Origin of the sequence: Streptomyces sp. 130, assembly GCF_007096885.1 — a bacterium.
Classification (GTDB): Bacteria; Actinomycetota; Actinomycetes; order Streptomycetales; family Streptomycetaceae; genus Streptomyces.
Genome location: NZ_VJNO01000011.1, coordinates 159,280 through 185,230 on the forward strand (window position 1 = coordinate 159,280; position 25,951 = coordinate 185,230).

General features: G+C 71.2%; 27 protein-coding genes. 12 read left to right on the forward strand and 15 right to left on the reverse strand.

Annotation, left to right across the window (positions count from 1 at the left end; translation table 11 throughout):
• Positions 1-15: 15 nt before the first annotated feature.
• The 4 genes from FKN01_RS12755 to FKN01_RS12770 all read left to right on the forward strand — a co-directional run bounded on the left by FKN01_RS12755 (position 16) and on the right by FKN01_RS12770 (position 3,981).
• On the forward strand, positions 16-1,002 hold the full coding sequence (locus tag FKN01_RS12755) for an ATP-binding cassette domain-containing protein (protein WP_143619721.1): 987 nt from the start codon (positions 16-18) through the stop codon (positions 1,000-1,002).
• Between the two features lie 2 nt (positions 1,003-1,004).
• Positions 1,005-1,784, forward strand: a complete 780-nt coding sequence (locus FKN01_RS12760; RefSeq protein ID WP_143619783.1) for an ABC transporter permease subunit — start codon at positions 1,005-1,007, stop codon at positions 1,782-1,784.
• 146 nt (positions 1,785-1,930) lie between these two features.
• Complete coding sequence (locus tag FKN01_RS12765) at positions 1,931-3,121, forward strand: ATP-binding cassette domain-containing protein (RefSeq protein WP_143619722.1); 1,191 nt, start codon at positions 1,931-1,933, stop codon at positions 3,119-3,121.
• Positions 3,118-3,981, forward strand: a complete 864-nt coding sequence (locus FKN01_RS12770; RefSeq protein ID WP_143619723.1) for an ABC transporter permease — start codon at positions 3,118-3,120, stop codon at positions 3,979-3,981. Before FKN01_RS12765 ends, FKN01_RS12770 begins: the two co-directional genes overlap by 4 nt.
• Before the next feature lie 12 nt (positions 3,982-3,993).
• On the opposite strand, the gene FKN01_RS12775 is transcribed toward FKN01_RS12770, so the two are convergent.
• A complete protein-coding gene (locus FKN01_RS12775; RefSeq protein WP_143619724.1) occupies positions 3,994-4,323 on the reverse strand; it encodes an ATP/GTP-binding protein in 330 nt (109 codons plus the stop codon).
• Between the two features lie 198 nt (positions 4,324-4,521).
• Between FKN01_RS12775 and FKN01_RS12780 the strand changes: the two genes are divergently transcribed.
• On the forward strand, positions 4,522-5,562 hold the full coding sequence (locus tag FKN01_RS12780; RefSeq protein WP_143619725.1) for an LLM class flavin-dependent oxidoreductase: 1,041 nt from the start codon (positions 4,522-4,524) through the stop codon (positions 5,560-5,562).
• Between the two features lie 99 nt (positions 5,563-5,661).
• Here FKN01_RS12780 and FKN01_RS12785 read toward each other — a convergent pair whose 3' ends face one another.
• Positions 5,662-6,054: an SCO5389 family protein gene (locus FKN01_RS12785; RefSeq protein ID WP_018102614.1), complete on the reverse strand. Its 393-nt coding sequence runs from the start codon at positions 6,052-6,054 to the stop codon at positions 5,662-5,664.
• Positions 6,055-6,320: 266 nt separating this feature from the next.
• On the opposite strand from FKN01_RS12785, the gene nucS reads away from it, so the two are divergent.
• Positions 6,321-6,992: an endonuclease NucS gene (gene nucS, locus FKN01_RS12790; protein ID WP_143619726.1), complete on the forward strand. Its 672-nt coding sequence runs from the start codon at positions 6,321-6,323 to the stop codon at positions 6,990-6,992.
• A 380-nt stretch (positions 6,993-7,372) separates the two neighbouring features.
• Here the strand turns inward: nucS and FKN01_RS12795 are convergent, their stop codons facing one another.
• From FKN01_RS12795 to FKN01_RS12810, 4 genes are all read right to left on the reverse strand, one after another.
• The gene (locus FKN01_RS12795) at positions 7,373-9,841 is read right to left on the reverse strand and encodes an ATP-binding protein (RefSeq protein WP_143619727.1); all 2,469 of its coding nucleotides are present in this window, start codon (positions 9,839-9,841) and stop codon (positions 7,373-7,375) included.
• Between the two features lie 259 nt (positions 9,842-10,100).
• Complete coding sequence (locus tag FKN01_RS12800; RefSeq protein WP_143619728.1) at positions 10,101-10,424, reverse strand: STAS domain-containing protein; 324 nt, start codon at positions 10,422-10,424, stop codon at positions 10,101-10,103.
• 238 nt (positions 10,425-10,662) lie between these two features.
• Positions 10,663-11,511, reverse strand: a complete 849-nt coding sequence (locus tag FKN01_RS12805) for a 3-hydroxyacyl-CoA dehydrogenase family protein (protein ID WP_143619729.1) — start codon at positions 11,509-11,511, stop codon at positions 10,663-10,665.
• Positions 11,512-11,643: 132 nt separating this feature from the next.
• Positions 11,644-12,285, reverse strand: a complete 642-nt coding sequence (locus FKN01_RS12810; RefSeq protein ID WP_143619730.1) for a TetR/AcrR family transcriptional regulator — start codon at positions 12,283-12,285, stop codon at positions 11,644-11,646.
• Positions 12,286-12,364: 79 nt separating this feature from the next.
• On the opposite strand from FKN01_RS12810, the gene FKN01_RS12815 reads away from it, so the two are divergent.
• From FKN01_RS12815 to FKN01_RS12825, 3 genes are read left to right on the forward strand one after another with little or no spacing between them, the layout of a single operon-like run.
• Positions 12,365-13,144 carry an ABC transporter ATP-binding protein gene (locus tag FKN01_RS12815; RefSeq protein WP_143619731.1) on the forward strand — a complete coding sequence of 260 codons (780 nt, stop codon included), beginning with the start codon at positions 12,365-12,367 and terminating at the stop codon, positions 13,142-13,144.
• Positions 13,145-13,159: 15 nt separating this feature from the next.
• Positions 13,160-13,909 (forward strand): ABC transporter permease, encoded by a 750-nt coding sequence (locus FKN01_RS12820; RefSeq protein WP_143619732.1) that lies wholly within the window; start codon positions 13,160-13,162, stop codon positions 13,907-13,909.
• A 13-nt stretch (positions 13,910-13,922) separates the two neighbouring features.
• Positions 13,923-14,495: a cob(I)yrinic acid a,c-diamide adenosyltransferase gene (locus FKN01_RS12825; RefSeq protein WP_143619733.1), complete on the forward strand. Its 573-nt coding sequence runs from the start codon at positions 13,923-13,925 to the stop codon at positions 14,493-14,495.
• On the opposite strand, the gene FKN01_RS12830 is transcribed toward FKN01_RS12825, so the two are convergent.
• Positions 14,492-15,037 (reverse strand): hypothetical protein, encoded by a 546-nt coding sequence (locus FKN01_RS12830; protein WP_143619734.1) that lies wholly within the window; start codon positions 15,035-15,037, stop codon positions 14,492-14,494. The genes FKN01_RS12825 and FKN01_RS12830 overlap by 4 nt on opposite strands.
• Positions 15,038-15,131: 94 nt before the next feature.
• On the opposite strand from FKN01_RS12830, the gene FKN01_RS12835 reads away from it, so the two are divergent.
• From FKN01_RS12835 to FKN01_RS12845, 3 genes are all read left to right on the forward strand, one after another.
• On the forward strand, positions 15,132-16,328 hold the full coding sequence (locus tag FKN01_RS12835) for a sensor histidine kinase (protein WP_143619735.1): 1,197 nt from the start codon (positions 15,132-15,134) through the stop codon (positions 16,326-16,328).
• Positions 16,325-16,975 (forward strand): response regulator transcription factor, encoded by a 651-nt coding sequence (locus tag FKN01_RS12840; protein WP_143619736.1) that lies wholly within the window; start codon positions 16,325-16,327, stop codon positions 16,973-16,975. The genes FKN01_RS12835 and FKN01_RS12840 overlap by 4 nt, the downstream gene beginning before the upstream one ends.
• 179 nt (positions 16,976-17,154) lie before the next feature.
• Entirely contained in the window at positions 17,155-19,038 is a 1,884-nt protein-coding gene (locus tag FKN01_RS12845; RefSeq protein ID WP_143619737.1) for a glycoside hydrolase family 18 chitinase, read from the forward strand.
• A gap of 79 nt (positions 19,039-19,117) precedes the next feature.
• Here the strand turns inward: FKN01_RS12845 and FKN01_RS12850 are convergent, their stop codons facing one another.
• The 8 genes from FKN01_RS12850 to atpE form a co-directional block, all read right to left on the reverse strand.
• Positions 19,118-19,564: a DUF2550 domain-containing protein gene (locus FKN01_RS12850; protein WP_143619785.1), complete on the reverse strand. Its 447-nt coding sequence runs from the start codon at positions 19,562-19,564 to the stop codon at positions 19,118-19,120.
• A 141-nt stretch (positions 19,565-19,705) separates the two neighbouring features.
• Complete coding sequence (locus FKN01_RS12855) at positions 19,706-20,080, reverse strand: F0F1 ATP synthase subunit epsilon (protein WP_143619738.1); 375 nt, start codon at positions 20,078-20,080, stop codon at positions 19,706-19,708.
• 109 nt (positions 20,081-20,189) lie between these two features.
• Positions 20,190-21,632: a F0F1 ATP synthase subunit beta gene (gene atpD, locus FKN01_RS12860; protein ID WP_143619739.1), complete on the reverse strand. Its 1,443-nt coding sequence runs from the start codon at positions 21,630-21,632 to the stop codon at positions 20,190-20,192.
• Entirely contained in the window at positions 21,632-22,546 is a 915-nt protein-coding gene (locus FKN01_RS12865; RefSeq protein ID WP_143619741.1) for a F0F1 ATP synthase subunit gamma, read from the reverse strand. The genes atpD and FKN01_RS12865 overlap by 1 nt, the downstream gene beginning before the upstream one ends.
• A 3-nt stretch (positions 22,547-22,549) precedes the next feature.
• On the reverse strand, positions 22,550-24,121 hold the full coding sequence (gene atpA / locus FKN01_RS12870; RefSeq protein WP_143619743.1) for a F0F1 ATP synthase subunit alpha: 1,572 nt from the start codon (positions 24,119-24,121) through the stop codon (positions 22,550-22,552).
• 136 nt (positions 24,122-24,257) lie between these two features.
• The gene (locus FKN01_RS12875; RefSeq protein ID WP_143619745.1) at positions 24,258-25,073 is read right to left on the reverse strand and encodes a F0F1 ATP synthase subunit delta; all 816 of its coding nucleotides are present in this window, start codon (positions 25,071-25,073) and stop codon (positions 24,258-24,260) included.
• Positions 25,070-25,615 (reverse strand): F0F1 ATP synthase subunit B, encoded by a 546-nt coding sequence (locus FKN01_RS12880; RefSeq protein WP_143619747.1) that lies wholly within the window; start codon positions 25,613-25,615, stop codon positions 25,070-25,072. The genes FKN01_RS12875 and FKN01_RS12880 overlap by 4 nt, the downstream gene beginning before the upstream one ends.
• A 37-nt stretch (positions 25,616-25,652) precedes the next feature.
• Positions 25,653-25,901: an ATP synthase F0 subunit C gene (gene atpE, locus FKN01_RS12885; protein ID WP_018102636.1), complete on the reverse strand. Its 249-nt coding sequence runs from the start codon at positions 25,899-25,901 to the stop codon at positions 25,653-25,655.
• Positions 25,902-25,951 lie beyond the last annotated feature (50 nt).

Below are 25,951 nucleotides of genomic sequence, written 5' to 3' on the forward strand. Positions count from 1 at the left end.
TTCTAGCGTGAACGCATGATCGAGCTCGATGGCCTCACGAAGAGGTACGGGAACAAGGTCGCCGTCGACCAGTTGTCGTGCGTGATCAAGCCGGGGATGGTGACGGGTTTTCTGGGCCCCAACGGGGCGGGCAAGTCCACCACGATGCGGATGATGCTCGATCTCGACAACCCGACCAGCGGTTCCGTGCGGATCGACGGCAAGCACTACCGCGAACTCGAAGAACCTCTGAAGTACATCGGGGCGCTCCTGGACGCCAAGGCGATGCACGGCGGGCGCAGCGCGTACCACAATCTGCTCTGCCTGGCGCAGAGCAACCGCATCCCCGAACAGCGGGTGGCGGAGGTGCTGGAGACCGTGGGCCTGACCGCGGTGGCGAGGAAGAAGTCCAAGGGTTTCTCGCTCGGCATGGGCCAGCGCCTGGGCATCGCGTCGGCGCTGCTCGGCGACCCGCGGATTCTGATGTTCGACGAGCCGGTCAACGGCCTCGACCCCGAGGGCATCCACTGGATCCGGAACCTGATGAAGACGCTCGCCGCGCAGGGCCGGACGATCTTCGTCTCCTCGCACCTGATGAGCGAGATGGCCCTCACCGCCGACCACCTCATCGTGATCGGCCAGGGCAGGCTCCTCGCGGACACGTCGATGGCCGACTTCATCCAGGAGAACTCGCGCAGTTACGTACGGCTGCGCTCCCCGCAGCCGGAGCGGCTGCGCGACGTGCTGCACCAGGAGGGTGTCGTCGCCGTGGAGGCGGACGGCGGCACGCTGGAGGTGGACGGCGCCACCACCGAGGACCTGGGTGAGCTGGCCGCCCGGCACGGCATCACGCTGCACGAGCTGAGCGCCCAACGGGCGTCGCTGGAGGAGGCGTTCATGCAGATGACGGCGGGCGCGGTCGAGTACCACGCGCACTCGGAGCCGGGCGGCGGGGCGCCGCCCGGGGGCGCGCGGTGGGGCGAGGGCTGGGTCCAGCGGCCCGGCGGCGGAGAGGGGGCGTGACGATGGCCTCGGTGCCCGCGGTCCTGACCTCCGAATGGACCAAGATCCGCACGGTCTCCTCCACCACCTGGACGCTGATCTCGGCGTTCCTGGTCACCGTGGCGATGGGCGCGGCTCTGTGCGCGCTGATGAACGCGCAGTTCGACGACCTCAAGCCGGAGGAGCGGATCACCTTCGACCCGACGTTCGTCAGCTTCTCCGGGATGATCCTCGGCCAGCTGGCGATGGTGGTGTTCGGGGTGCTCGTCGTCGGTACGGAGTACAGCTCGGGCATGATCCGCACCTCACTGGCGGCGGTGCCGCAGCGGGCCACGTTCCTGTTCAGCAAGATGCTGGTGGCCGGGGTCCTCGCGCTGGTGGTGGGCCTGGTCACCAGCTTCGCCACGTTCTTCCTGGGCCAGGCGCTGCTGGGCGGCCACGGTACGGACATCGGCGCGGACAACGTGCTGCGCGCGGTCGTCGGCGGCGGCCTCTACATGGGGCTGATCGCGCTGTTCTCCATGGGGGTGGCGGCGATGCTGCGCAGCTCCATGCTGTCGCTGGGCATCCTGATGCCGTTCTTCTTCCTGGTCTCGCAGATCCTGTCGGCGGTGCCGGGCGCCCAGAAGGTCGCCCGGTACTTCCCGGACCAGGCGGGCTCCAAGATCATGCAGGTGGTGCCGGACGCGATGAACAGCGATCCGGCGCCCTACGGGCCGTGGGCCGGGCTGCTGATCATGGTGGGCTGGGTGGCGGCGGCGGTGCTCGGCGGATTCCTCGTACTGAAGAAGCGGGACGCCTGACCCTGCGGAAGGGCCGGCCCGCGACTCACCCCTCGTAACGGCTTGGGCGGAACCGTCAAGGCGTGGATATCCTCCTAACTCTTACGGGGGCGTACGGCCGACCGGCGTGTGCCCCGACGACAGATAAGTCGATGGGGCTGGAGAGCATGATCGAGGCAGTCGGCCTGACCAAGCGCTATGGCGCTAAGACGGCCGTGTACAACCTTTCCTTCCAGGTGCGGCCGGGTGCCGTCACCGGGTTCCTCGGTCCCAACGGGTCCGGCAAGTCGACCACCATGCGCATGATCCTCGGCCTGGACCGGCCGACGGCCGGCCGGGTCACCATCGGCGGCCACGAGTTCCGCGGCCTGCCGAACGCGCCCCGCCAGGTGGGCGCCCTGCTCGACGCCAAGGCGGTGCACGGCGGGCGCAGCGCCCGCAACCACCTGCTCTCGCTCGCCCAGCTGGCCGGCATTCCGGAGGCCCGGGTGGACGAGGTGCTGGGCGTCGTCGGCCTCCAGGACGTGGCCCGCAAACGGTCCAAGGGGTTCTCGCTGGGCATGGGGCAGCGGCTGGGCATCGCGGCGGCGCTGCTCGGCGACCCGCAGGTGCTGCTGTTCGACGAGCCGGTCAACGGCCTCGACCCGGAGGGCATCCTCTGGGTCCGCAATCTGATGAAGATGCTGGCGTCCGAGGGCCGCACGGTCTTCGTCTCCTCGCACCTGATGAGCGAGATGGCCCTCACCGCCGACCACCTCATCGTGATCGGGCGCGGCCAGCTGATGGCCGACATGAGCGTCAAGGACTTCATCTCGGCCAACTCGGCCGACTTCGCCCGGGTCCGCGTCCCGGACGGGACGCCGGAGCCGCGGGAGAAGCTGACGGCCACGCTGACCGAGGCGGGCGGCCAGGTGCTGTCCGAGCCGGACGGCGCCCTGCGGGTCACCGGCCTGGCACTGCCCCGGATCAGCGACCTGGCCCATGAGTCGGACGTCCGGCTGTGGGAGCTCTCGCCGCACCAGGCGTCGCTGGAGGAGGCGTACATGCGGATGACGCAGGGCGCCGTGGACTACCGCTCGACGGTCGACCAGCGGGCCCACCTCCAGCAGCAGCCCCCGCATCCCGGCTACGGGCAGCAGCCGGGGTACGCCCCGCAGCAGCCCGTGCCGGACGTGCCGCAGCAGGGCTGGTACGCCCCGCCGCCGCCCGGACAGAACCCGTACGCGGCCGGCGCACCGGCCCAGGCGCCCGCGCCCGCCGCGCCCGCGCCCGCTCCCGCCCCGACGCCGCCCGCCGAGGCACCCGCCCCCGCCCCCGCAGACCTGACCAAGCGCGAGACCAGCGAGGACCCCCGATGACCACGCCGCCGGCGCCGCAGGCGCCGTACCAGCAGCCCGCGCCGCAGCAGGCGTACCAGCAGCCGCAGGGGTACGTCTCGCCGATCCCCGTGCGCCGCGCGACGCTCGGGGACGCCATCGCCTCGGAGTGGACCAAGATCCGGTCCGTGCGCTCGACCATGTGGACCCTCGGGATCATGACCGCGCTGTTGCTGGTCATCGGGGTGCTGGCGGCCGTCGCCGTCTCCGCGTCCGACTCGGACATGGGCGACACCCCGGTCCTGAGCCTCGGCTTCTTCGGGGTGCTGCTCGGCACGATCTGTGTGATCACGCTCGGCGTGATGACGATCGCCTCGGAGTACGGCACCGGCATGATCCGTACGACGCTGACGGCCTGCCCGAGCCGGGGCCGGGTGCTCGGCGCCAAGGCACTCGTCTTCTTCCTGCTCACCTTCGTCCTCACCACGGTGATGACCTCGGTGGTCGCCCTGATCCAGTCGTCGATGCTGGACGCGGCGTCGCCGAGCGGCGAGGAGTGGCTGCGCGCCACGGTCGGCGTCGCGCTCTACGTGGCGACGCTGGGGCTGCTGGCGCTCGCGGTCGGCGCGCTGATCCGGCACTCGGCCGGGGCGATCACGCTGATGATCGGCGTGGTGCTGCTGCCGCTCGTGCTGGCCATCTTCATGTTCGCGTCGTCGCTGGCGACGCTCCAGGAGAAGCTGCTGGAGTACTCGATCCCCAACCAGCTGAGCGTCTTCTACGACAACTCGGTCACCTCGTCCGGCGGCCCGACCGGCTGGCAGCCGCTGTGGCTCCTCCTCGGCGTGACGGCGGTCGCCATGGGCGGGGCCTACCTGTCGATGAACCGGCGCGACGTCTGAGGCGGGGCCGGCTCAGTAGCGCGGCGCGTTCCGGGACCGCTGCACCTTGGTGGTGCGGCGGTCCTTCGCGTTCCAGCAGGCCTTGTGCCAGTGCCTGCGGTCGTCGACCCCGCCGTACTCGGACCAGGCCACCAGATGCGGCACGCCGGACGGGATCTCCTGGTCGCAGCCGGGGCAGCGGTAGCGCTTGCCGGCCGCGCTCGCGCCGCTGACCGGGCGCACCGACCACTCCTCGCCCTGCCACTCCTCCGTACGCCCTCCCCCGCCGTACCGGTCGCCCGACTCGCTCGCGCTGTCGTTGCGGCTCTCGCCGCCTCGGGGGCGGTTGCGGCGCGGGGACACGTTTCACCTCTTGGGACGGGGCGGGCGGGACCCGTCCAGGGTAGGGCCATTCGGGCGGGGTACCCGACTCCCGGGCCTCGCGGCGCGAGGGGTTACCGGAAAATCGCAACAACTACGCGCCGGACCGTGCCTTTGGCACGTGTCAGACGTTGTTGCCAGTAGGGGAGAGCCGCGTCGGCCGCAAGGAGGCAATTGGCGATGCGTGTCGGAACGTTCGTACTGGCGGCCCAGTTTCCGGGCCAGGGGCCGGGGGAAGCGCTGCACCGCGCCATCCGGTCCGCCGAGGTCGCCGAGGAGTCCGGGCTCGACTCGGTCTGGCTGGCCGAACACCACTTCGTGCCGTACGGGGTGTGCCCGTCGGCCGTCACCCTGGCCGCGCAGCTGCTCGGCCGGACCCGTCGCATCCGCGTCGGCACGGCGGTGAGCGTGCTGCCGACGCAGCACCCGGTGGCGCTCGGCGAGCAGGCCGCGCTGCTCCATCTGACGAGCGGCGGCCGGTTCAGCCTCGGCGTCGGCCGCGGCGGGCCGTGGGTGGACCTGGAGGTGTTCGGCGGCGGCCTGGAGGCGTACGAGAAGGGGTTCCCGGAGTCCCTGGGGCTTCTGCTCGACTGGCTGCGCGAGCCGCGCGTGGCGGGCCGGGGCGAGCGGTACGGCTTCCGCGAGGTGGCGGTCGTCCCCCGGGCCGACGAGCTGATCGGCGCGGACGGCACGGCGGGGTCCGGCCCCGAGGTGATCGTCGCGTGCACCTCGCGCAGGACCGTGGAGCTCGCCGCCGACCGGGGCCTGCCGATGCTGCTCGGCATGCACTGCGGGGACGAGGAGAAGGCGGAGATGGTGGCGCTCTGGCGGTCCCGCGCGCTGGCGGCCGGCCATGCGCCGGAGAGGGTGCGCGGGGCGGGGCACGTGTCGGCCGGGGTGGCCCAGATCGCCGACCGCACCGAGGACGCCGTCGAGACGCTGGTGAAGGCGATGCCGGGCTGGCTGCGCCAGGGGCTGGACGCGCATGTGACGGTGGACGGCCGGCACCGCGTGATGCGGGACCCCGTCGGGTACGCGGAGCTGCTGTGCGGCCTTCATCCCGTGGGCACGCCGGAGCTCGCGGCCGAGCGCCTGGCGGTCACCGCCGAGCGCACGGGCATCACCCGCTTCGCGCTCCTGGTGGAAGGTTCCGGGGATCTCGTCGCCACGGAGGAGAACGTAGCGCGGCTCGGCACGGAGGTACGGCCACTCCTCGGATGACCCCCGCGCACGGACGGAAGGGTGTATGGCGGTGTGCGTACGGAGCCGCCGCCCCGGACCAGTTGCACCTCCCGCGGCCCGGAACGGCGACGGAAGCGTTCAGCAGTCCCGTAGTTCGGGCGACTGGTTGAGCAACTGGCCCCTCACCGAGGTGAACTTGGCCAGTCGGTCGTCGACCGAGGCGTCCAGCGGGAACACCGCGACGCGGTGGCAGTTCTGGAATGCGAGACGCACCCCGAAGTGCCGCTGCAGCGCTCCGCGTATTGCATCACTCGCGAGCGCACGCAGCAGCTGACCACGTGCCTGCTCGTTGGGCGGCGGCGTCTGGTTGTCGGCGAATTCCCCGCCGTCGACCTTCAGCTGAGCCACCAACGAGCTGATCATCTCCCATGCGTAGGGCAGGGAGGTCCGGACGCAGTCGACGAAGTCGGCTTCGTCGACCTCGCCTCGCTCGGCCTGTTCCAACAGAGCCGGTGAGACGTCGAGCGACATGGGTTCTCCTCTCGCGGCCCCGGCGGATTACCGGAGCCTTACGGGCAGGGAAGAAGGCCGACGACGACGCAGCGTGCACGCGCGGCGACCTCCCGCTTCCACGGTAAGGGCGCAGTCCGGGCCGCACCAGGAGATTGGGAACACAACCGGCCAATAACGAAGGGGTTCAAAGAGGGGCAAGACAGAAAGCGCCAACTCCGGAAGGGGTGAGAGCGGCCGACCGGTGAATCGCGCCGGGCCCTCGTTGTCGAGTAGCGTTGCCGACCATGCGTCTCGTCATCGCCCGCTGCTCCGTGGATTACGCGGGCCGGCTCACCGCCCACCTGCCCTCCGCTCCCCGCCTCATCCTGGTCAAGGCGGACGGGAGCGTGTCGATTCACGCCGACGACAGGGCGTACAAACCGCTCAACTGGATGTCGCCGCCGTGCACCCTGAAGGAGGGCAGCGGCGACGACGAGGGCACCTGGACCGTGGTGAACAAGGCGGGCGAAAAACTGATCATCACGATGGAGGAAATCCTCCATGACTCGAGCCATGAACTGGGCGTCGATCCGGGGCTGATCAAGGACGGCGTCGAGGCGCACCTCCAAGAACTGCTCGCCGACCGCATCGAGACCCTGGGCGAGGGCTACACGCTGATCCGCCGCGAGTACTTCACGGCCATCGGCCCGGTCGACATCCTGTGCCGCGACGCGGACGGGCAGACGGTGGCCGTCGAGCTGAAGCGGCGCGGCGACATCGACGGCGTCGAGCAGCTGACGCGTTACCTGGAACTGCTCAACCGCGACCCGCATCTGGCCCCGGTCAAGGGCATCTTCGCCGCCCAGGAGATCAAGCCGCAGGCCAGGGTCCTGGCCACGGACCGGGGCATCGGCTGCGTGGTCCTGGACTACGACGCGCTGCGCGGCATCGAGGACGACAAACTGCGCCTGTTCTGAACCGACCCCCACAAGCCGGTCCGGCCCTTTCAAGCCCGTCCAGCCCCATCAAGCCGGTCCGGCGCTTGAGGACGGAACCCTGGCGCCGGACGGGCCCGACACCCCCGTGATGCCCGCGGCCCGTCGGCCCTATCAAGCCCGTCCGGCGATTGAGGACGGAATCCTGGCGCCGAACGGACCCGAGGCCCCCGTGATGCCTGCGGCCCGTCGGCCCCATGAAGCCCGCCCGGCCCCCTAAGCCCGTCCGGCGATTGAGGACGGAACCCTCGGGCCGAACGGGCCCGACACCCCCGTGATGCCCGCGGCCCGTCGGCCCTTTCAAGCCCGTCCGGCGATTGAGGACGGAACCCTGGCGCCGGGGGCCGGCGCCCTCGCGGGGGCTAGGTCCCCGAAGGGCTGTCGCTCGCCTGCTCCGGCGTATCCGGCTTCGTGGGCGGCACGTCCGGGTCCGACTCCCCCGGGCTCGGGGACTCCGTCTCGGTCTCGGTCGGCGTGGGCGAGGTGGCCGTCTTCGTGGGCGTCGGCGAGGCCGACGTGGGCTTCGGCGACGACGGCTCCGTCGCACCGGGCGACGACGGCGACCCCGGGGACGACTGCGTGTCCGGCGCCGACGACGTCGCCGAAGGCGACCCCTCGTCGGCCGGCGCCGCCCCGCTCCCCGTGGCGGCCGGCGTCGCCGAGGCCGACGCCGACGAGGACGCGGGCCCCGAAGGCGCCCCGCTCGTGGACGGCCCGTCCGCCGGCTCCCCGCTCTCCACCTCCGCGTCGTAGACGCCGTCGTCGTCCGGCACCTCCTGCTCGGTCGACGTGCCGGCCCCGCCCTGCGGATCGCTGCTCGACGTCAGGCCGAGCGTCACCACCGTGCCGAGGACCCCGGCCAGCAGCACCCCCGCCCCGGCGGCGACCAGATTGCGGCGGGCCCCGCCGATGAGGGCCAGCGGCCCGCCCCGCACCGCCCCCTTGCCGCCGCCCGCCGCAGGCGCGGTCACCGGCACCGGCACCGTCATCGGCTCCTGCCGGGGCACCACCGCGGTGTCGGCGAACGGGCTCGTCATGGAGACCGGGACGACGGCCGGCACCCCCATCGGCGGCGACGCCTCGAACGCCCCGCCGTCACCCACCGCCGGCACCACGCCGGCCCGGTCCTCGACCAGCGCGAGGGCGCGCCGCCCGGCCACCGCGCCGCTCTTGTCGGCGAGCGCCCCCCGCATGCTGATGGCGGTCTCCAGCTCGGCCCTGGCCCGGTCGGGGTGGCCGGTGCAGAGCGCGAGGACGCCCAACTCGTGGTGGAAGTACGCCTCTTCCGCGACCTCCCCGGCGAGCCGCCCGGCCTCCTGGCCGATCCGCAGGGCCCGCTCCCAGGCGCCCCAGTGCAGCCCGGCCGCGAAGGCGGGCGCCGCGCTGCGGGCGAGGAGCACGGCGGCGCTGGTCCCTCCGGCCGCCTCCCCCGGCACCAGCCGGCCCATGGCGGCGATGATCGCGTCGGCCTCGGCGGTCGCCCGCTCGGGGGTGACCGAGGGGTGCCCGGTCCACCAGGCGTAGTGCTGGGCGGCGGTACGGGCCCGGTCGGCGGCGTCGTCCTCGTAACCGGCGGCCGTCAGCTGGGCCAGGACCCCGGCGGCCAGCCGGTAGCGGGAGCCGGTCGAGGAGAGCAGCCCGCAGCCGGCCAGCTCGCCGAGGGCGGCGTCGGCGTGGGTGTCCCCGACGAGCGCGGGCAGATGGGCCTGGTGCGGCACCTCGCCGCCGAGGGCCACCGCGAACCGCAGCGTGTCCCGGGCCGCGTCGCTCAGCCGGGAGGCCAGCAGGGCCGCGGGCGCCGCGCCCTCGCCGAGGCTGGGCAGCGGCACGTCCGGGTCACCGGCCGCCTCGGGCGCGGGCGGCGCGTCGGCGGGCCGGTTCGCCAGATAGCCGTACTCGTCGTACGCGGTGGCGTCGGTGCGCAGCTGGTCGCGCTGGCGCAGCAGCGCACCGGCCTGGACGAAGCGCAGGGGCAGGCCCTCGGACTCGAACCAGAGGTCTCCGGCCCAGTTGGCCTCCTCCTCGGTGAGCCGCCGTTCGACCACCCGGCACAGCAGGTCCACGGAGGTGGCCCGGTCGAGGCCGGTGAGGAAGACCTCTTCGAGGGCGGAGTCGGCGCCGGGCGCGGCGACCTCGGGCGTCGCGGCGAACAGGAAGGCGCACTCGGGGGTGGCGTCGAGCAGTTCGTCCAGGGCGGCGCCGCCGAGCTCCAGGTCGTCCAGGACGACGACGGCGCCGGTGGAGCGCAGCGTCTCCAGCAGGAGCGTGCGGTCCGGCCGGTGCAGGGGGGCGTCGTGGACGGCGTCGAAGAGCGCGTACAGCAGGTCGGTGGCGGTGCGCTTGTGGCCGCTGAGGCGGACGACCCCGTCGGGCGCGACGTCCGCGCAGTCGGCGGCGACGGCGTCGAGCAGGGCGGTACGGCCGGAACCCGCCGGTCCGGTGAGCCGGACGGAGCGGCCTCGGGCCAGGAGGCGGGTCAGCCGTTCGCGTTCCTCGTCGCGCCGCAGCAGCGGCAGCCGGGGGACGGGCGGGCCCGGCGGCACGGGGGGCGCCGCGGCGCGGGCGCGGGCGGCGCGCTCGGCGGGGGTGCGGCGGACGGGGGCGGCGGGCCGCTCACCGGGCGGGCACGGTTCGACCTCGCTGCCGTCGACGGGGTTGACGGTGAGCGTCAGGTCGCCGGCGACGAGGCTGACCATCCGGACCTGCCGCGGTGTTTGCTGACCGAAATCCGGGGTCAGCGGATCGCGCGAAGGGCGGCGCGGGCCGGCCCCCTCGGCGGAGTCCTCGCCGTCGTGGCCGAACTCCTCCGGCCGCCGGTGTATCGGGTCCATCGCCAAAGCCCCCAAGACGCGTCGAGCGCGGTTGTCCCTCCCGGCCTCGCACGTCCAGATGCCGCCCACGGTCCGGTGTCCGCCGGGTCGGGTCCGTCAATCGGCAGACGGCCGAACCCTAAACCTTCGCACAGTATCCACGACCGTCCGGGGTGGCGCGCCGCTCCGAGATCACGGTCTCGTGAGGATTGTGTGCCTTCTCGCCGTACGGTCACCGAGGGGGCACGGGGTGCTCCCGCAGGCCGCTCCCGCGGGCCCCTCAGACGCGGGGCAGGGACTCCGCCGCGAGCCCGCCCTCGATGGCGAGGATGCGGTGCAGCCGGGTCGCCACCAGGAGGCGTTGCATCTGCGGAGGCACGCCGCGCAGCACGAGGCGCCGCCCGGCGCGTCCCGCCCTGCGGTGCGCGCCCATGATGACGCCGAGTCCGGTGGCGTCCCATGAATCCAGCTCGGTCAGGTCGAGCACCAGATCGCCGACGCCGCCGTCCAGGGCCGAGTGCAGGACCGTACGGGCGTCCGCCGCGCTTCGGACGTCGAGGCGGCCCCCGACGACCAGCTCGGCGTGGTCGCCCCTGATGTGCATATGCGCTCCCCTGGAATGCTCCGTGGCCCGGTCCGTCTGTCCGAAACTGTCTATGCCCCAACTGACTGTGGCAGCGACAGGGTAGTTGCCGTCTGTAAGCGAACCGATACCGAATTCACTCCGAGGAGTGATGCGGTTCGGCCGCGAACGCCGATGATTCCGATGGTTCCGGACGGCGTCGCCCCGAACGGCACCCGGCTCGGCTGACAGCGAATCAGCCGGACCGGACCGAAAATGATCAGTAGGTGTAGAAGCCCTGCCCGCTCTTGCGCCCGATGTCACCTGCATCGACCATCCGGCGCATCAGCTCCGGGGCGGCGAACTTCTCGTCCTGCGACTCGGTGTAGATGTTGCTCGTGGCGTGCAGCAGGATGTCGACACCGGTGAGGTCCGCGGTCGCGAGCGGCCCCATCGCGTGGCCGAAACCGAGCTTGCAGGCGACGTCGATGTCCTCGGCCGTGGCGACGCCCGACTCGTAGAGCTTGGCGGCCTCGACCACGAGCGCGGAGATCAGCCGGGTGGTGACGAAGCCGGCCACGTCGCGGTTGACGACGATGCAGGTCTTGCCGACGGACTCGGCGAACTCCCGCGCGGTGGCGAGGGTTTCGTCGCTGGTCTTGTAGCCGCGTACGAGTTCGCAGAGCTGCATCATCGGGACCGGCGAGAAGAAGTGGACGCCGACCACGCGCTCCGGGCGCTCCGTCACAGCGGCGATCTTGGTGATCGGGATGGCGGAGGTGTTGGAGGCGAGCACGGTGTCGTCCCGGACGATCTTGTCGAGCGACCGGAAGATCTCGTGCTTCACCTCCAGCTTCTCGAAGACGGCCTCGACCACGACGTCCGCGTCGGCGACGGCGTCGAGGTCGGTGGTCGTGGTGATCCGGCCGAGCGCGGCCTCGGCGTCGGCCGCGTCCAGCTTGCCCTTGGCGACGAACTTGTCGAAGGAGCCCTTGATGCCGTCACGGCCGCGGGTCAGGGCCTCGTCGGTGACGTCCCGCAGCACCACGTCCCAGCCTGCCTGGGCGGAGACCTGCGCGATGCCGGACCCCATGAGTCCGGCTCCGATGACGGCGAGCTTCCTGGCCACGTTGGCACCCCTCTGTACATGTCGCTGGTTCTGGTCCATGCCCTCCGGCGGAGGTTAGTACCCGGGGCGGGCGCTGGGGCCGCGAAGAGATGCGCGTCACGTCTCAAATGACGGACATCACACCGGGGGCCGTCACTCGGCGGCGCGCCGGGCGTAGTTGAGCACCTTTTCGCCCAACAGGTCCTCGATGTCGTCCAGCAGGACGAGGGCGCGCCTGGACACCTCGGCGGGCTTGCCGCCGGCCACCATCTCCTGCCCGATGTATCCCATCAGGGTGCCGTGCAGCCAGGAGAGCTGACCGGCCACCAGGACCGGCGTCCGGTCCCCCGCCCCGGCGCCGCTCACCTCCACGAGGGTGGCCTCCAGGTGCTGCGCGGCCTCCTGCTGGATGTGCCAGAGGCGGGCCTTGAGGGTGTCGGCCTCCTCGATGACCCGCATGAAGCGCGCGTACCCCTCCATCAGGCCGACGGTGGGTGACACGCCCTCGACCTGGACGCGCAGCTCCCGCAGCACGGCGTCGGCCGCGGACTCGCCCCGGTCGCGGCCCCTGACGTACCGCGAGAGGCGCTCCACGACGCCCATGCTCCGGTCGAGGAAGAGGTCTTCCTTGGCCGGGAAGTAGTTGTAGACGGTGTTGACCGAGACGTCGGCGGCGTGGGCGATCTCCGCGATCGTCACCGCGTCGAAGCCGCGCTCCAGGAACAGGCCGGTGGCCACGTCCGAGAGGTGCTGCCTGGTCTGCCGTTTCTTGCGCTCCCTGAGTCCCTCAGCCATGGGTCCATCGTAGATCGGCTGGGGTCTATTGAAATTTGGGGTCATTGCATTTTTGCAGTGACTCTGTTTTCGTGGGGGCATGACCGTCATCAGTACGTCCGGGCTCGCCCGGACCTTCATGGCCAAGTCCGGCCCCGTCGAGGCCGTCCGCTGTCTCGACCTGACCGTCGCGGCCGGTGAGATCGTGGGCCTGCTCGGCCCGAACGGCGCGGGCAAGACGACCACCCTGCGCATGCTCACCACGCTGCTCTCCCCCACCGGCGGCGCGGCCACCGTCGCCGGCCGCGACCTGGCCGGCGACCCGGCGGGCGTCCGCGCGCGGTGCGGTTACGTCGCCCAGTCGGGCGGGGTGGACCCGCACACCACCGTGCGGGAGGAGCTGGTCACCCAGGGCCGGATGTACCGGCTCGGCAAGGCGGCGGCGATCGCCCGGGCGGCCGAACTCGCCGCGGAACTCGGCCTGTCGGACCTGCTCGACCGGCGGACCGCGGCCCTGTCCGGCGGCCAGCGCCGCCGCCTGGACATCGCGATGGGGCTCACCCACCGCCCCGCCGTGCTCTTCCTGGACGAGCCCACCACCGGGCTCGACCCGGGCAGCCGCGCCGACCTCTGGGACCTGGTGCGCCGGCTCCGCGACGCGCACGGCACCACCGTCGTGCTCACCACGCACTACCTGGACGAGGCGGACGCGCTCGCCGACCGGCTCGTCGTCATCGACGGCGGCCTGGTGGCGGCGGAGGGCACCCCGGCCGCGCTCAAGACCCGCTACGCGGGCGCACCCGACGCCACGCTCCAGGACGCCTTCCTCGCCGTCACCGGCCGCGCCCCCGCCGCCGACACCGCTCCCCTCGCGGTCTGACCCCTCAGGAATCCCATGCTGCTGCACGACACCGCGCTGATCTTCGGGCGTTACGCCCGCCAGACCCTGCGCTCCAAGTTCCAGGTCCTCTTCGGCATCCTGATGCCCCTGCTCCACCTGCTCTTCTTCGGCCCGCTGCTCACCGGGCTGCCGCTCGGCGGCGACACCGACTCCTGGCAGGTCCTGGTGCCCGGGCTGCTGCTCCAGCTCGCCCTGTTCGGCGCCTCGTTCGCCGGGTTCGGCCTGATCATCGACAAGTCGACCGGGGTGGTCGAACGCATGCGGGTGACCCCGGTGAGCCGGGCGGCGCTGCTGCTGGGGCGGGTGCTGCGGGACGCGCTGCTGTTCGTGTTCCAGGCGGTGCTGCTGGTGCTCGTCGCCGTACTGATGGGGCTGCGGGCGCCGCTGGCCGGGGTGCTGACCGGCTTCGTCTTCGTCGGCCTGCTGACGGTCTCGCTGGCCTCGCTCTCGTACGCGCTGGCGATGCGGGTCTCGACGCCGCAGGAGTTCGGCCCGGTCGTCAACGCGCTCACCATGCCGGCCATGCTGCTGTCCGGCCTGATGCTGCCGATGACGCTCGGCCCGAAGTGGCTGGACGTCCTCTCGCACTTCACTCCGTTCCGCTACCTGGTGGACGCGGTCCGGGACGCGTACGCGGGCTCGTACGCCACCGCTCACATGCTGTACGGGGTCCTGGTCGCCCTGGGCTTCGCCGCGCTGGCCGTGACGGTGGGCACCGGTGTCTTCCGGAAGGCCGGGGCGTAACTAGTCTGGCCGCATGGTCAATCTGACGCGCATCTACACCCGCACCGGCGACACCGGCACCACCGCCCTCGGTGACATGAGCCGCACCGCCAAGACCGATCCGCGGATCTCCGCCTACGCCGACGCCAACGAGGCCAACGCGGTCATCGGCACCGCGATCGCCCTCGGGCAGCTGGACGAGGACGTCGTGAAGGTCCTCGTCCGGGTGCAGAACGACCTGTTCGACGTGGGCGCGGACCTGTCCACGCCGGTGGTCGAGGACCCGGAGTACCCGCCGCTGCGGGTGGAGCAGAGTTACGTCGACAAGCTGGAGGCCGACTGCGACCACTACCTGGAACAGGTGGAGAAGCTCCGCAGCTTCATCCTCCCGGGCGGTACGCCGGGCGCCGCGCTGCTGCACCAGGCGTGCACCGTGGTCCGCCGCGCCGAGCGCTCCACCTGGGCGGCGATGGAGGTGCACGGCGAAGTGATGAACGCGCTGACGGCGACCTACCTCAACCGCCTCTCGGACCTGCTGTTCATCCTGGCCCGGGTGGCGAACAAGGAGGTCGGCGACGTGCTCTGGGTGCCCGGCGGCGAACGCTAGGCGCCCGGCCCCGGCGCCCGCCTGGGGAACGCCGTGTAGCTCGCCGCGATCACCAGGTTGATCCCGATGACCAAGAGCATCGTGCGCTGCCAGGACCGCAGCGAGCTCACGTCCCCGTCGCCGCCCACGTACCAGACGGCCGCCTGGAGCAGCGCCAGCGCGGTCGCGGCGGCGACGGTCCAGCGGCCGGCGGTCTTCCACTCGTGCACCGCCCGCGCCTTCCCGTACTTCGGCGGCCTCACCGGGGGCGGGCCGCCGGCGAACCGGTGCGCGACCCGGGCGTCGGCCCACTTGATGGTGGAGTGCCCGAGGCCGGCCGTGAAGCCGATGTAGACCGCGGCGAGCCCGTGCTTCCAGTCCGGCTCGGCGCCGTTCTTCAGGTCCACGGCGGTCACCGCGAGCAGGACCAGCTCCAGCACCGGTTCGCACAGCAGTACGGCGGCGCCCAGGCGCGGCCTGCGCGCCCCGTAGCGCAGCGCCAGTCCGGCGGCCAGCAGCACCCAGAAGGCGATCTCGCAGGCGACGACGAGGGTGACGATCACGGGTCCGCTCCTTTTCGCTCCCTTCCAGCCTGACCGCCGCGCGGGCCCGGATCGTCGGCCCCGATGAGGAAACCCGACTGCATACTTCGATGTAGTGCCGACTCCCGCCCCGCCCCGCCCGCACCGCGACGACGTGCTCATCGCGGTCTTCGGGCTGCTCGGCGGCCTGGTGCTGTGGCTGCTCGACCTCTACATGCGGACCGGTGTCGTCCTCGGGGACACCCGCCTGCCGCTCGTCCCGCTCGTCGTGATGTCGGCGGCGGAGCTGCTGCGCAGGGCCTCCCCGCGCACCGCCCTGGCCATCGGCTCCGTCGCGCTCGTCGCGGACCAGTGCACCCACGGCAACCTGGCCACCGTGGCGATGTACACCGACGTCATGTACGCGGCCGTGCTGTACGGGACGCCGGCGGCGGCCCGCCGCATCCCGGTGATCACGTTCCTGATCTCCCTCCTCGTCACCATCGGCTCACTCGCCTGGATGCGCAGTCCCGAGGCCCTGCTCATCGGCATCGTCACCGCCCTCGTGGTCTTCGTGCCCGCGCTCACCGGGGTCAGCGTGCGCAACCACCGGGACGCCGCCGAGACCGCCCGGCTGCGCGCCGACCAGACCGCCCTGCTCGCCGAGATGGACCGCACCCAGGCGGTGACCGCCGAGCGGGCCCGGATGGCGCGCGAGCTGCACGACCTGGTCGCCAACCACCTGTCCGCGATCGCCATCCACTCCACCGCCGCGCTCTCCCTCGACGACCCGGAGACCTCGCGCAAGGCCCTCGGGGTCATCCGTGAGAACAGCGTCGAGGGTCTGGCCGAAATGCGCCGCCTGATCGGGCTGCTGCGCGCCGGTGGAGCCGAGGCGGAGCCCAGCAGCTCACCGTCCCTGGCTTCGCTGGACGCGCTGGTCGAGCAGCACCGGGCGGCCGCCGCGGACGGCGGGCTGACCTGCGTGCTGGAGGACACCGGGGAGGGCGGGGCGCCCCTGCCGGCGCCGGTCGAGCTGGCCGCGTACAGGATCGTGCAGGAGTCCTTGACCAACGCGCTCAAGCACGCGGCGCCGGGCCCGGTCAGGGTGCGGCTGGGGCGGGCGGGGCGGGCGGGGCGGCGGCTGACGGTGGAGGTGAGCAGCGTGCTCGGGGACCGGGCGGGGCCGGGCGCGCCCGGGTCGGGGGCCGGCCTGGTGGGGATGCGGGAAAGGGTCGCGCTGCTCGGCGGGGAGTTCGAGGCGGGCCCGGTGGACGGGATGTGGCGGGTGCGGGCGGAGCTGCCCGCGGAGGAAGGGGAGGCGGGGCCGTGACGATCCGGGTGCTGGTCGCGGAGGACCAGACGGCGGTACGGGCGGGGCTGGTGCTCATCCTGGGCAGCGCGCCGGACATCGAGGTCGTCGGCGAGGCCGGGGACGGCGAGGAGGCGGTGCGGCTGGCCCGGGAACTCCGGCCGGACCTGGTGCTGATGGACGTGCAGATGCCGCGCCTGGACGGGGTTTCGGCCACCCGGCAGGTGACCGGCGAGGGGCTGGCGGACGTGCTGGTGCTGACGACGTTCGACCTGGACGCCTACGTGTTCGGGGCGCTGCGGGCGGGGGCCTCCGGGTTCCTGCTGAAGGACACCGAGGCGGCCGGGCTGCTCGACGCGGTGCGCACGGTGGCGCGCGGCGAGGGGATGATCGCGCCGGCCGTGACGCGGCGGCTGATCGCGGAGTTCGCGGGGGCCACCTCCGTCCGGGCGGCCGACGCTCCGGACGCCTCGGTGCTGGAGGCGCTGACCCGGCGGGAGCGCGAGGTGCTGGGATGCCTCGGCGAGGGGCTGTCGAACGCGGAGATCGCCGGGCGGCTGTCCATGGCCGAAGCGACGGCGAAGACGCACGTCAGCCGGTTGCTGGGGAAGCTGGGACTGCGCAGCCGGGTCCAGGCGGCCGTGCTGGCACAGGAGTTGGGCGTCTGAGGTTTATTCGGCGGACGGCCCCGATCTTTGGTCTGGACCTCTTGACGATTGGTCCAGACCTTCTTAATCTCACCGGACACACTGCGGTGAGCCTGCCATGACAAAAGCGGGCTCTGGGCGGCGCAGGGTTGCAGTTCACGGACCACCCCGTATGTCCGGACCTCACCCGAGGAGCACCGTTGAGCACTGAGACCCCCCGCCGGCCCCGATTCAGACTCGGGACCGGTCGAGCCACCAGAACCAGAGCCGTCGCGGGCCTCTCCGCACTGCTCCTTCCCCTGGCCGCCATGGTCGGCCTGGCCACCCCCGCCGAGGCGGCGACGTCCGCCACGGCCACGTACGTCAAGAAGTCCGACTGGGGCACCGGCTTCGAGGGCCAGTGGACGGTGAAGAACACCGGCACCACGGCCCTCAGCTCCTGGACCATCGAGTGGGACTTCCCCAGCGGCACCGGCGTCGGCTCCGCCTGGGACGCCACCGTCACCCACACCGGCAACCACTGGACCGCCAAGAACGTCGGCTGGAACGGCACCATCGCGCCCGGCGCCAGCGTCTCCTTCGGCTTCAACGGCACCGGCTCCGGCAGCGGCGCGGCCACCAACTGCACGCTGAACGGCGCCTCCTGCGACGGCGGTCCCACCGTTCCCGGCGACAACGCCCCCTCGGCGCCGGGCACCCCCACCGCGAGCGGCATCACCGACACCTCGGTGAAGCTCAGCTGGACCGCGGCCACCGACGACAAGGGCATCAAGAACTACGACGTCCTGCGGGACGGCGCGGTCGTCGCCACGGTCACCGGCACCACGTACACGAACACCGGCCTCACCGCGGGCACGGACTACTCGTACAGCGTGCAGGCGCGGGACACCGCCGACCAGACCGGCCCGGTCAGCGGCGCGGTCAAGGTCCACACCACCGGCGGCGGTGACGACGGCGGCAACGAGACCGGCGACAAGGTCAACCTCGGTTACTTCACCGACTGGGGCGTCTACGGCCGGAACTACCACGTCAAGAACCTGGACACCTCCGGTTCGGCCGCGAAGATCACGCACATCAACTACGCCTTCGGCAACGTCCAGGGCGGCAAGTGCACCGTCGGCGACTCCTACGCCGACTACGACATGGCGTACACCGCCGACAAGTCCGTCGACGGCGTCGCCGACACCTGGGACCAGCCGCTGCGCGGCAGCTTCAACCAGCTGCGCAAGCTGAAGGCGAAGTACCCCCACATCAAGGTGCTGTGGTCCTTCGGCGGCTGGACCTGGTCCGGCGGCTTCGGCCAGGCGGCCCAGAACCCGGCCGCGTTCGCCGAGTCCTGCTACAACCTGGTCGAGGACCCGCGGTGGGCCGATGTCTTCGACGGCATCGACATCGACTGGGAGTACCCCAACGCCTGCGGCCTGACGTGTGACACCAGCGGCCCGGACGCGCTGAAGAAGCTCACCTCGGCGCTGCGCACGAAGTTCGGCGCCAACAACCTGGTCACCGCCGCCATCACGGCCGACGGCTCCGACGGCGGCAAGATCGACCTGGCGGACTACGCCGGCGCCGCGCAGTCGCTCGACTGGTACAACGTGATGACGTACGACTTCTTCGGCGCCTGGGACGCGAAGGGCCCGACCGCCCCGCACTCCCCGCTCACCTCCTACAACGGCATCCCGCAGGCCGGATTCAACTCCGCCGACGCGATCGCCAAGCTGAAGGCGAAGGGCGTCCCGGCCTCCAAGCTGCTGCTCGGCATCGGCTTCTACGGCCGCGGCTGGACCGGCGTCACCCAGGACGCGCCCGGCGGCACCGCCACCGGCGCCGCGCCCGGCACGTACGAGGCGGGCATCGAGGACTACAAGGTCCTCAAGAACACCTGCCCGACCACCGGCACCATCGCCGGCACCGCGTACGCCCACTGCGGCACCAACTGGTGGAGCTACGACACCCCGGCCACCATCAAGTCCAAGATGGCCTGGGCGAAGAACCAGGGCCTGGGAGGCGCGTTCTTCTGGGAGTTCAGCGGGGACACCAGCAACGGTGAACTCGTGAGCGCGATGAACACCGGCCTCCAGTAAGCCGAGGCTCAACCCCCCGAAAACGCCGGGGAGACAGGTCCGCCCCCTGTCTCCCCGGTTTTCGTGTGCGGTACGCGGCTCAGGCCACGTTCACCCTCTGGCCGGGCGGGGCCGCCTCCAGCCAGGCGAGGAAGCCGGTCAGCGCGTCCTCGCTCATCGCCAGCTCCAGGCGGGTCTCCCGGTGGCGGCAGCCGAGCACGATCGCGTCGGAGAGGAGCGCCAGCTCCTCCTCGCCCTCCGGCATCCGGCGGGCCACGACCTCGATCGCGGAGCGCTCGAGGACCCGGCGGGGGCGCGGCGAGTAGCTGAAGACCCGGAACCAGTTCACCTTGTCGCCGCTGTAGCGGGCGACGCCGTACACCCAGCCCTTGCCCGTCGGATCGGGCTCCTCCGGCACGTTCCAGCGGAGGCTGCAGTCGAAGGTCCCGCCGGAGCGCTGGATCAGCCGCCGGCGCAGTCCGAAGACGAAGAGTCCCAGTGCGACCAGTGCGACGACCAGTCCGCCCACCCACAGCGCGAGGTACATCTCCACCGACCTCCTCGCGTCGTCGAGTGAACGGATTACCGTCCGTGCGTCATCTGCATCTGCATCGCCTCAGCCGCGACACGGTCCGGAGGGGTCTCCGGCACGGGCCGCGGCTGAGGGTAAAGCCATGTCGTGGGGTGGCTAGTGTGCCGCCACCGCACGCAGTCGTACTTCGGCGCGCCGCTCGGAAGCGGCGTCCGTGTCCGACTTCGCACGCTCGAGCGCACGCTCCGCGCGCTCGACGTCGATCTCGTCGGCAAGCTCCGCGATCTCCGCGAGAAGCGAGAGCTTGTCGTCGGCGAACGAGATGAAACCGCCGTGCACGGCGGCGACGACGGTCGCGCCCTCGCTCGTACGGATCGTCACCGGGCCCGATTCCAGCACACCCAGAAGCGGCTGGTGACCGGGCATGACGCCGATGTCGCCGGACGTGGTGCGCGCGACGACCAGGGTGGCCTCGCCGGACCAGACACTGCGGTCCGCGGCGACCAGCTCGACGTGCAGCTCAGCAGCCAAGGGTGGCTCCTCGGGTCACCACCCGGCGGTCGTGCCGGGTGTTGGGTCAATTCTACGGGGCGTGGTGAGGGGGACGGGACGCACCCGCCCCCCTCGGTGAGCCGGGGGCTCAGGAGACGCCGAGCTCCTTGGCGTTGGCCTTCAGGTCCTCGATGCCACCGCACATGAAGAACGCCTGCTCGGGGAAGTGGTCGTACTCACCGTCGCAGATGGCGTTGAACGCGGCGATCGACTCGTCGAGCGGGACGTCCGAACCGTCCACGCCGGTGAACTGCTTGGCGACGTGGGTGTTCTGCGACAGGAAGCGCTCGACGCGACGGGCACGGTGGACGACGAGCTTGTCCTCCTCGCCCAGCTCGTCGATACCGAGGATCGCGATGATGTCCTGGAGGTCCTTGTACTTCTGCAGGATCCCCTTGACACGCATGGCCGCCGCGTAGTGGTCCTCGGCGATGTACCGCGGGTCGAGGATGCGGGACGTCGAGTCCAGCGGGTCCACGGCCGGGTAGATGCCCTTCTCGGAGATCGGACGGGAGAGCACCGTCGTCGCGTCGAGGTGGGCGAAGGTGGTCGCCGGCGCCGGGTCGGTCAGGTCGTCCGCGGGGACGTAGATCGCCTGCATCGAGGTGATCGAGTGACCGCGGGTCGAGGTGATGCGCTCCTGCAGCAGACCCATCTCGTCGGCCAGGTTCGGCTGGTAACCCACCGCGGACGGCATGCGGCCGAGCAGGGTGGACACCTCGGAGCCGGCCTGGGTGTACCGGAAGATGTTGTCGATGAAGAAGAGCACGTCCTGCTTCTGCACATCGCGGAAGTACTCCGCCATGGTCAGACCGGCCAGGGCGACGCGGAGACGGGTCCCCGGCGGCTCGTCCATCTGGCCGAAGACGAGCGCCGTCTTGTCGATGACGCCGGAGTCGGCCATCTCCTCGATGAGGTCGTTGCCCTCACGGGTGCGCTCACCGACGCCCGCGAACACCGACACACCGTCGTGGTTGTTGGCGACGCGGTAGATCATCTCCTGGATCAGCACGGTCTTGCCGACACCGGCACCACCGAACAGACCGATCTTTCCACCCTTGACGTACGGGGTGAGGAGGTCGATGACCTTCACGCCGGTCTCGAACATCTCGGTCTTGGACTCGAGCTGGTCGAAGTTGGGCGCCTTGCGGTGGATCGGCCAGCGCTCGGTGACCTCGGCCTCGGCCTCGGGCTTGTTCAGGATCTGGCCAAGGGTGTTGAACACCTTGCCCTTGGTGATGTCGCCGACGGGGACCGTGATGCCGGTGCCCGTGTCGGTGACCGGGGCCTGGCGGACCAGACCGTCGGTCGGCTGCATCGAGATCGCGCGGATCAGGCCGTCGCCGAGGTGCTGGGCGACCTCGAGCGTCAGCGTCTTGAGCTTGCCGTCCTCGGCCGGGTCGGCCACCTGGACGGTCAGCGCGTTGTAGATGTCCGGCATCGCGTCGACGGGGAACTCCACGTCGACGACCGGGCCGATGACCCGGGCGACGCGGCCCGTGGCAACGGCCGTCTCAACTGTGGTCGTCATTACTTGTCACTCCCCGCGGTCGCGTCGGCCAGCGCGCTGGCACCACCGACGATCTCGCTGATTTCCTGGGTGATTTCGGCCTGGCGGGCCGCGTTGGCAAGCCGGGAGAGCGTCTTGATGAGCTCACCGGCGTTGTCGGTGGCCGACTTCATCGCGCGGCGGCGGGCGGCGTGCTCGGAAGCAGCGGCCTGCAGCAGCGCGTTGTAGACACGGCTCTCGACGTACCGCGGAAGCAGGGCGTCGAGGACGTCCTCCGCCGACGGCTCGAAGTCGAAGAGCGGCAGGATCTCGCCCTTGCCGTCCTCCTTCTCCGTGGCACCGAGACTGAGCGGCAGCATCCGGTCGTCGACCGGGTTCTGCGTCATCATCGACACGAACTCCGTGAAGACGATGTGCAGTTCGTCGACACCGCCCTCGGCGGTCTCCTTGGACACCGCCTCGATCAGCGGGGCAGCCGCCCGCTTGGCATCCGCGTACGTCGGGCTGTCGGTGAAGCCGGTCCACGAGTCCGCGATCTTGCGCTCACGGAACCCGTAGTAGGCGACACCCTTGCGGCCGATCACATACGTGTCGACCTCCTTGCCCTCACCGCGCAGCCGGTCGGTCAGCTTCTCCGCGGCCTTGATGGCGTTGGAGGAGTAACCGCCGGCCAGACCGCGGTCGCTCGTGATGAGCAGGATCGCGGCCCGGGCCGGGGACTCGGCCTCGGTGGTCAGCGGGTGCTTGGTGGTGGAGCCGGTCGCCACCGCGGTCACCGCGCGGGTCAGCTCGGTGGCGTACGGCGTCGACGCCGCCACCTGGCGCTGCGCCTTGACGATGCGCGAGGCGGCGATCATCTCCATCGCCTTGGTGATCTTCTTCGTGGCGGTGACGGAGCGGATGCGGCGCTTGTAAACGCGAAGCTGAGCGCCCATCGATCAGCCCTCGCCCAGGAGCTTGCCGTCCGAGGTCTCGAACTGCTGCTTGAAGGCGGCGACGGCGTCGGCGATCGCCTGCAGCGTGTCGTCGGACATCTTGGCGCCCTCGCGGATGCTGGTGAGGAGGTCCTTGCGCTCGCGGCGCAGGAACTCCAGCAGCTCCGTCTCGAAGCGGCGGATGTCCTCGACCGGGACGTCGTCCATCTTGCCGTTGGTGCCGGCCCAGACGGAGACGACCTGCTCCTCGACCGGGAACGGGGCGTACTGCGGCTGCTTCAGCAGCTCGACCATGCGCTTACCGCGCTCCAGCGACGCCTTGGAGGCCGCGTCCAGGTCGGAACCGAAGGCGGCGAACGCCTCCAGCTCGCGGTACTGGGCGAGGTCCACGCGGAGGCGGCCGGACACCTGGCGCATGGCCTTGTGCTGGGCGGAGCCACCGACGCGGGAGACCGAGATACCGACGTTCAGGGCCGGACGCTGACCGGCGTTGAACAGGTCGGACTCCAGGAAGCACTGGCCGTCGGTGATGGAGATGACGTTGGTCGGGATGAACGCCGACACGTCGTTCGCCTTGGTCTCGACGATCGGGAGACCCGTCATCGAACCGGCACCCATGTCGTCGGAGAGCTTGGCGCAGCGCTCCAGCAGACGCGAGTGGAGGTAGAAGACGTCACCGGGGTACGCCTCGCGGCCCGGCGGACGGCGCAGCAGCAGGGAGACGGCGCGGTAGGCGTCGGCCTGCTTCGAGAGGTCGTCGAAGATGATCAGGACGTGCTTGCCCTGGTACATCCAGTGCTGGCCGATGGCCGAGCCGGTGTAGGGCGCGAGGTACTTGAAGCCGGCCGGGTCGGACGCCGGGGCGGCGACGATGGTCGTGTACTCGAGCGCACCGGCCTCTTCGAGGGCACCGCGCACGGAGGCGATGGTGGAGCCCTTCTGACCGATGGCGACGTAGATGCAGCGCACCTGCTTGTTCACGTCGCCCGAGCGCCAGTTGTCGCGCTGGTTGATGATCGTGTCGACGGCCAGCGCGGTCTTGCCCGTCTGACGGTCGCCGATGATCAGCTGACGCTGGCCGCGGCCGATCGGCACCATGGCGTCGACGGCCTTGTAGCCGGTCTGCATCGGCTCGTGCACCGACTTGCGGACCATGACGCCAGGGGCCTGCAGCTCGAGGGCGCGGCGGCCGTCGGTCGCGATCTCGCCGAGACCGTCGATCGGGTTGCCGAGCGGGTCGACGACGCGGCCGAGGTAGCCCTCGCCGACGCCGACGGAGAGCACCTCACCGGTGCGCTGCACCGGCTGGCCCTCCTCGATGCCGCTGAACTCGCCGAGGACGATCGCACCGATCTCGCGCTCCTCGAGGTTGAGGGCGAGACCGAGGGTGCCGTCCTCGAACTTCAGCAGCTCGTTCGCCATGGCGGAGGGCAGGCCCTCCACCTTCGCGATGCCGTCGCCGGCAACGCTGACCGTACCGACCTCCTCGCGCGAGGCCGCGTCCGGCTTGTACGACTGGACAAAGTTCTCCAGCGCGTCCCGGATCTCCTCCGGCCGGATCGTGAGCTCCGCCATCTGGGTTCCCTGCTCTCCTTGTTGGGCCCGAAGTTTCTTAAGGGGGTCTGGGGGCCGACCCCCAGGAATCTTCTGCAGTTTCTGCACGGCCCAACCGGGCCGCTGGTCTTGCTCTGTTCTGTTGCGCTGCGCTTCGTCAGCCGGCCATGCGGCGGGACGCCTCGTCGAGGCGGTCCGCGATGGTGCCGTTGATGACCTCGTCGCCGACCCGCACCGCGATCCCGCCGAGGACCGAGGGGTCCACGTCGAGGTTCAGGTGCATCTGGCGGCCGTAGATCTTCGCCAGGGCGGCACCCAGGCGCTGCTTCTGCCGGTCGCTGAGCGGCACCGCGGAGGTGACGATCGCGACCATGCGCTCCCGGCGCTCCGCGGCCAGCTTGGAGAGGGAGTCGAGTCCCGCTTCCAGGCTACGTCCACGAGGCTGGGTGACAAGCCGCGTGATGACGCGCTCGGTGGCGGGCCGCGCCTTTCCGCCGAGCAGGCTGCGGAGCAGCTCGCCCTTGGCGGCGGGGGTCGCGGTCCGGCTGGTGAGCGCGGCACGCAGGCCGGTGTCCGAGGCGACGATGCGGCCGAACCGGAAGAGTTCGTCCTCGACGTCGTCCAGGTCGCCGACGCGCTGGGCGGCGGTGAGGTCGGCGGTGTTCGCCAGCTCCTCGACCGCGTCGACCAGGTCGCGCGACTGCGACCAGCGCGAGCGGACCATGCCGGAGACCAGGTCGACGGTCTCGCCGCCCACCTGGCCGCCGAGCAGGCGGCCTGCCAGCTCGGCCCTGGCCTCGCCCGGCTGCGCCGGGTCGGTCAGGACCCGGCGCAGCGACACCTCGCGGTGCAGCAGCGCCGTGACGCCGGCCAGGTCCTCGGCGAGCTTCCGCGCGTCGACCGACGTGGAGTCGGTCAGCGCGTCGAGACGCTCGCGTGCGGCAGCCAGTGCCTCGCGGCTCGCGCTGTTCATCGGACGGCCTCGGCCTTCGCTTCGAGCTCGTCGAGGAAGCGGTCGACGGTGCCACTCTGCCGGGCGTGGTCCTCCAGGGACTCACCGACGAGCTTGCCGGCCAGTTCGGTGGCGAGCTTGCCCACGTCCTGGCGCAGCGCGGCGGCGGCGGCCTTGCGGTCGGCCTCGATCTGGGCGTGGCCGGCGGCGACGATCTCGTCGCGCTGGCGCTGGCCCTCGGCACGCATTTCCTGCAGGATCACGGCGCCCTGCTCCTGCGCCTCCTGGCGCATACGAGCGGCTTCGTGGCGGGCCTCGGCGAGCTGAGCCTTGTACTGCTCAAGAACGCTCTGGGCCTCGGTCTGGGCCGCATCGGCCTTCTCGATACCGCCTTCGATGGCCTCGCGGCGCTCTTCCAGAACCTTGTTGATGTTCGGAAGGAGCTTCTTGGCGAGGAAGCCGAAGACGATGACGAAAGCGATGAGGCCAATGACGAGCTCAGGGATCGGCGGAATGAGCGGGTTTTCCGCTTCCTCCGCCGCGAGCTGAACCAGGGGGTTCACGTCAGTGCCTTCCGTCGAATGGGCTGTTCGCGACCGGTCAGGAGGTCGGGTAGACGAACGGCATGACCAGACCGATCAGGGCGAGCGCCTCACAGAAGGCGAAGCCGAGGATCTGGTTGGCGCGGATGAGACCGGCAGCCTCGGGCTGACGGGCGAGCGCCTGGGTGCCGTTACCGAAGATGATGCCGATGCCGACGCCGGGGCCGATCGCGGCGAGGCCGTAACCGATCGAGCCGAGGTTGCCCTTGATTTCGACGCCGGCGGCGAGGGTCTGGAGAGCGGACATGCCGGTTCTTCCTTCTCTTTCAATGTCCGGTGGGGGTTGGCCACCGGGTG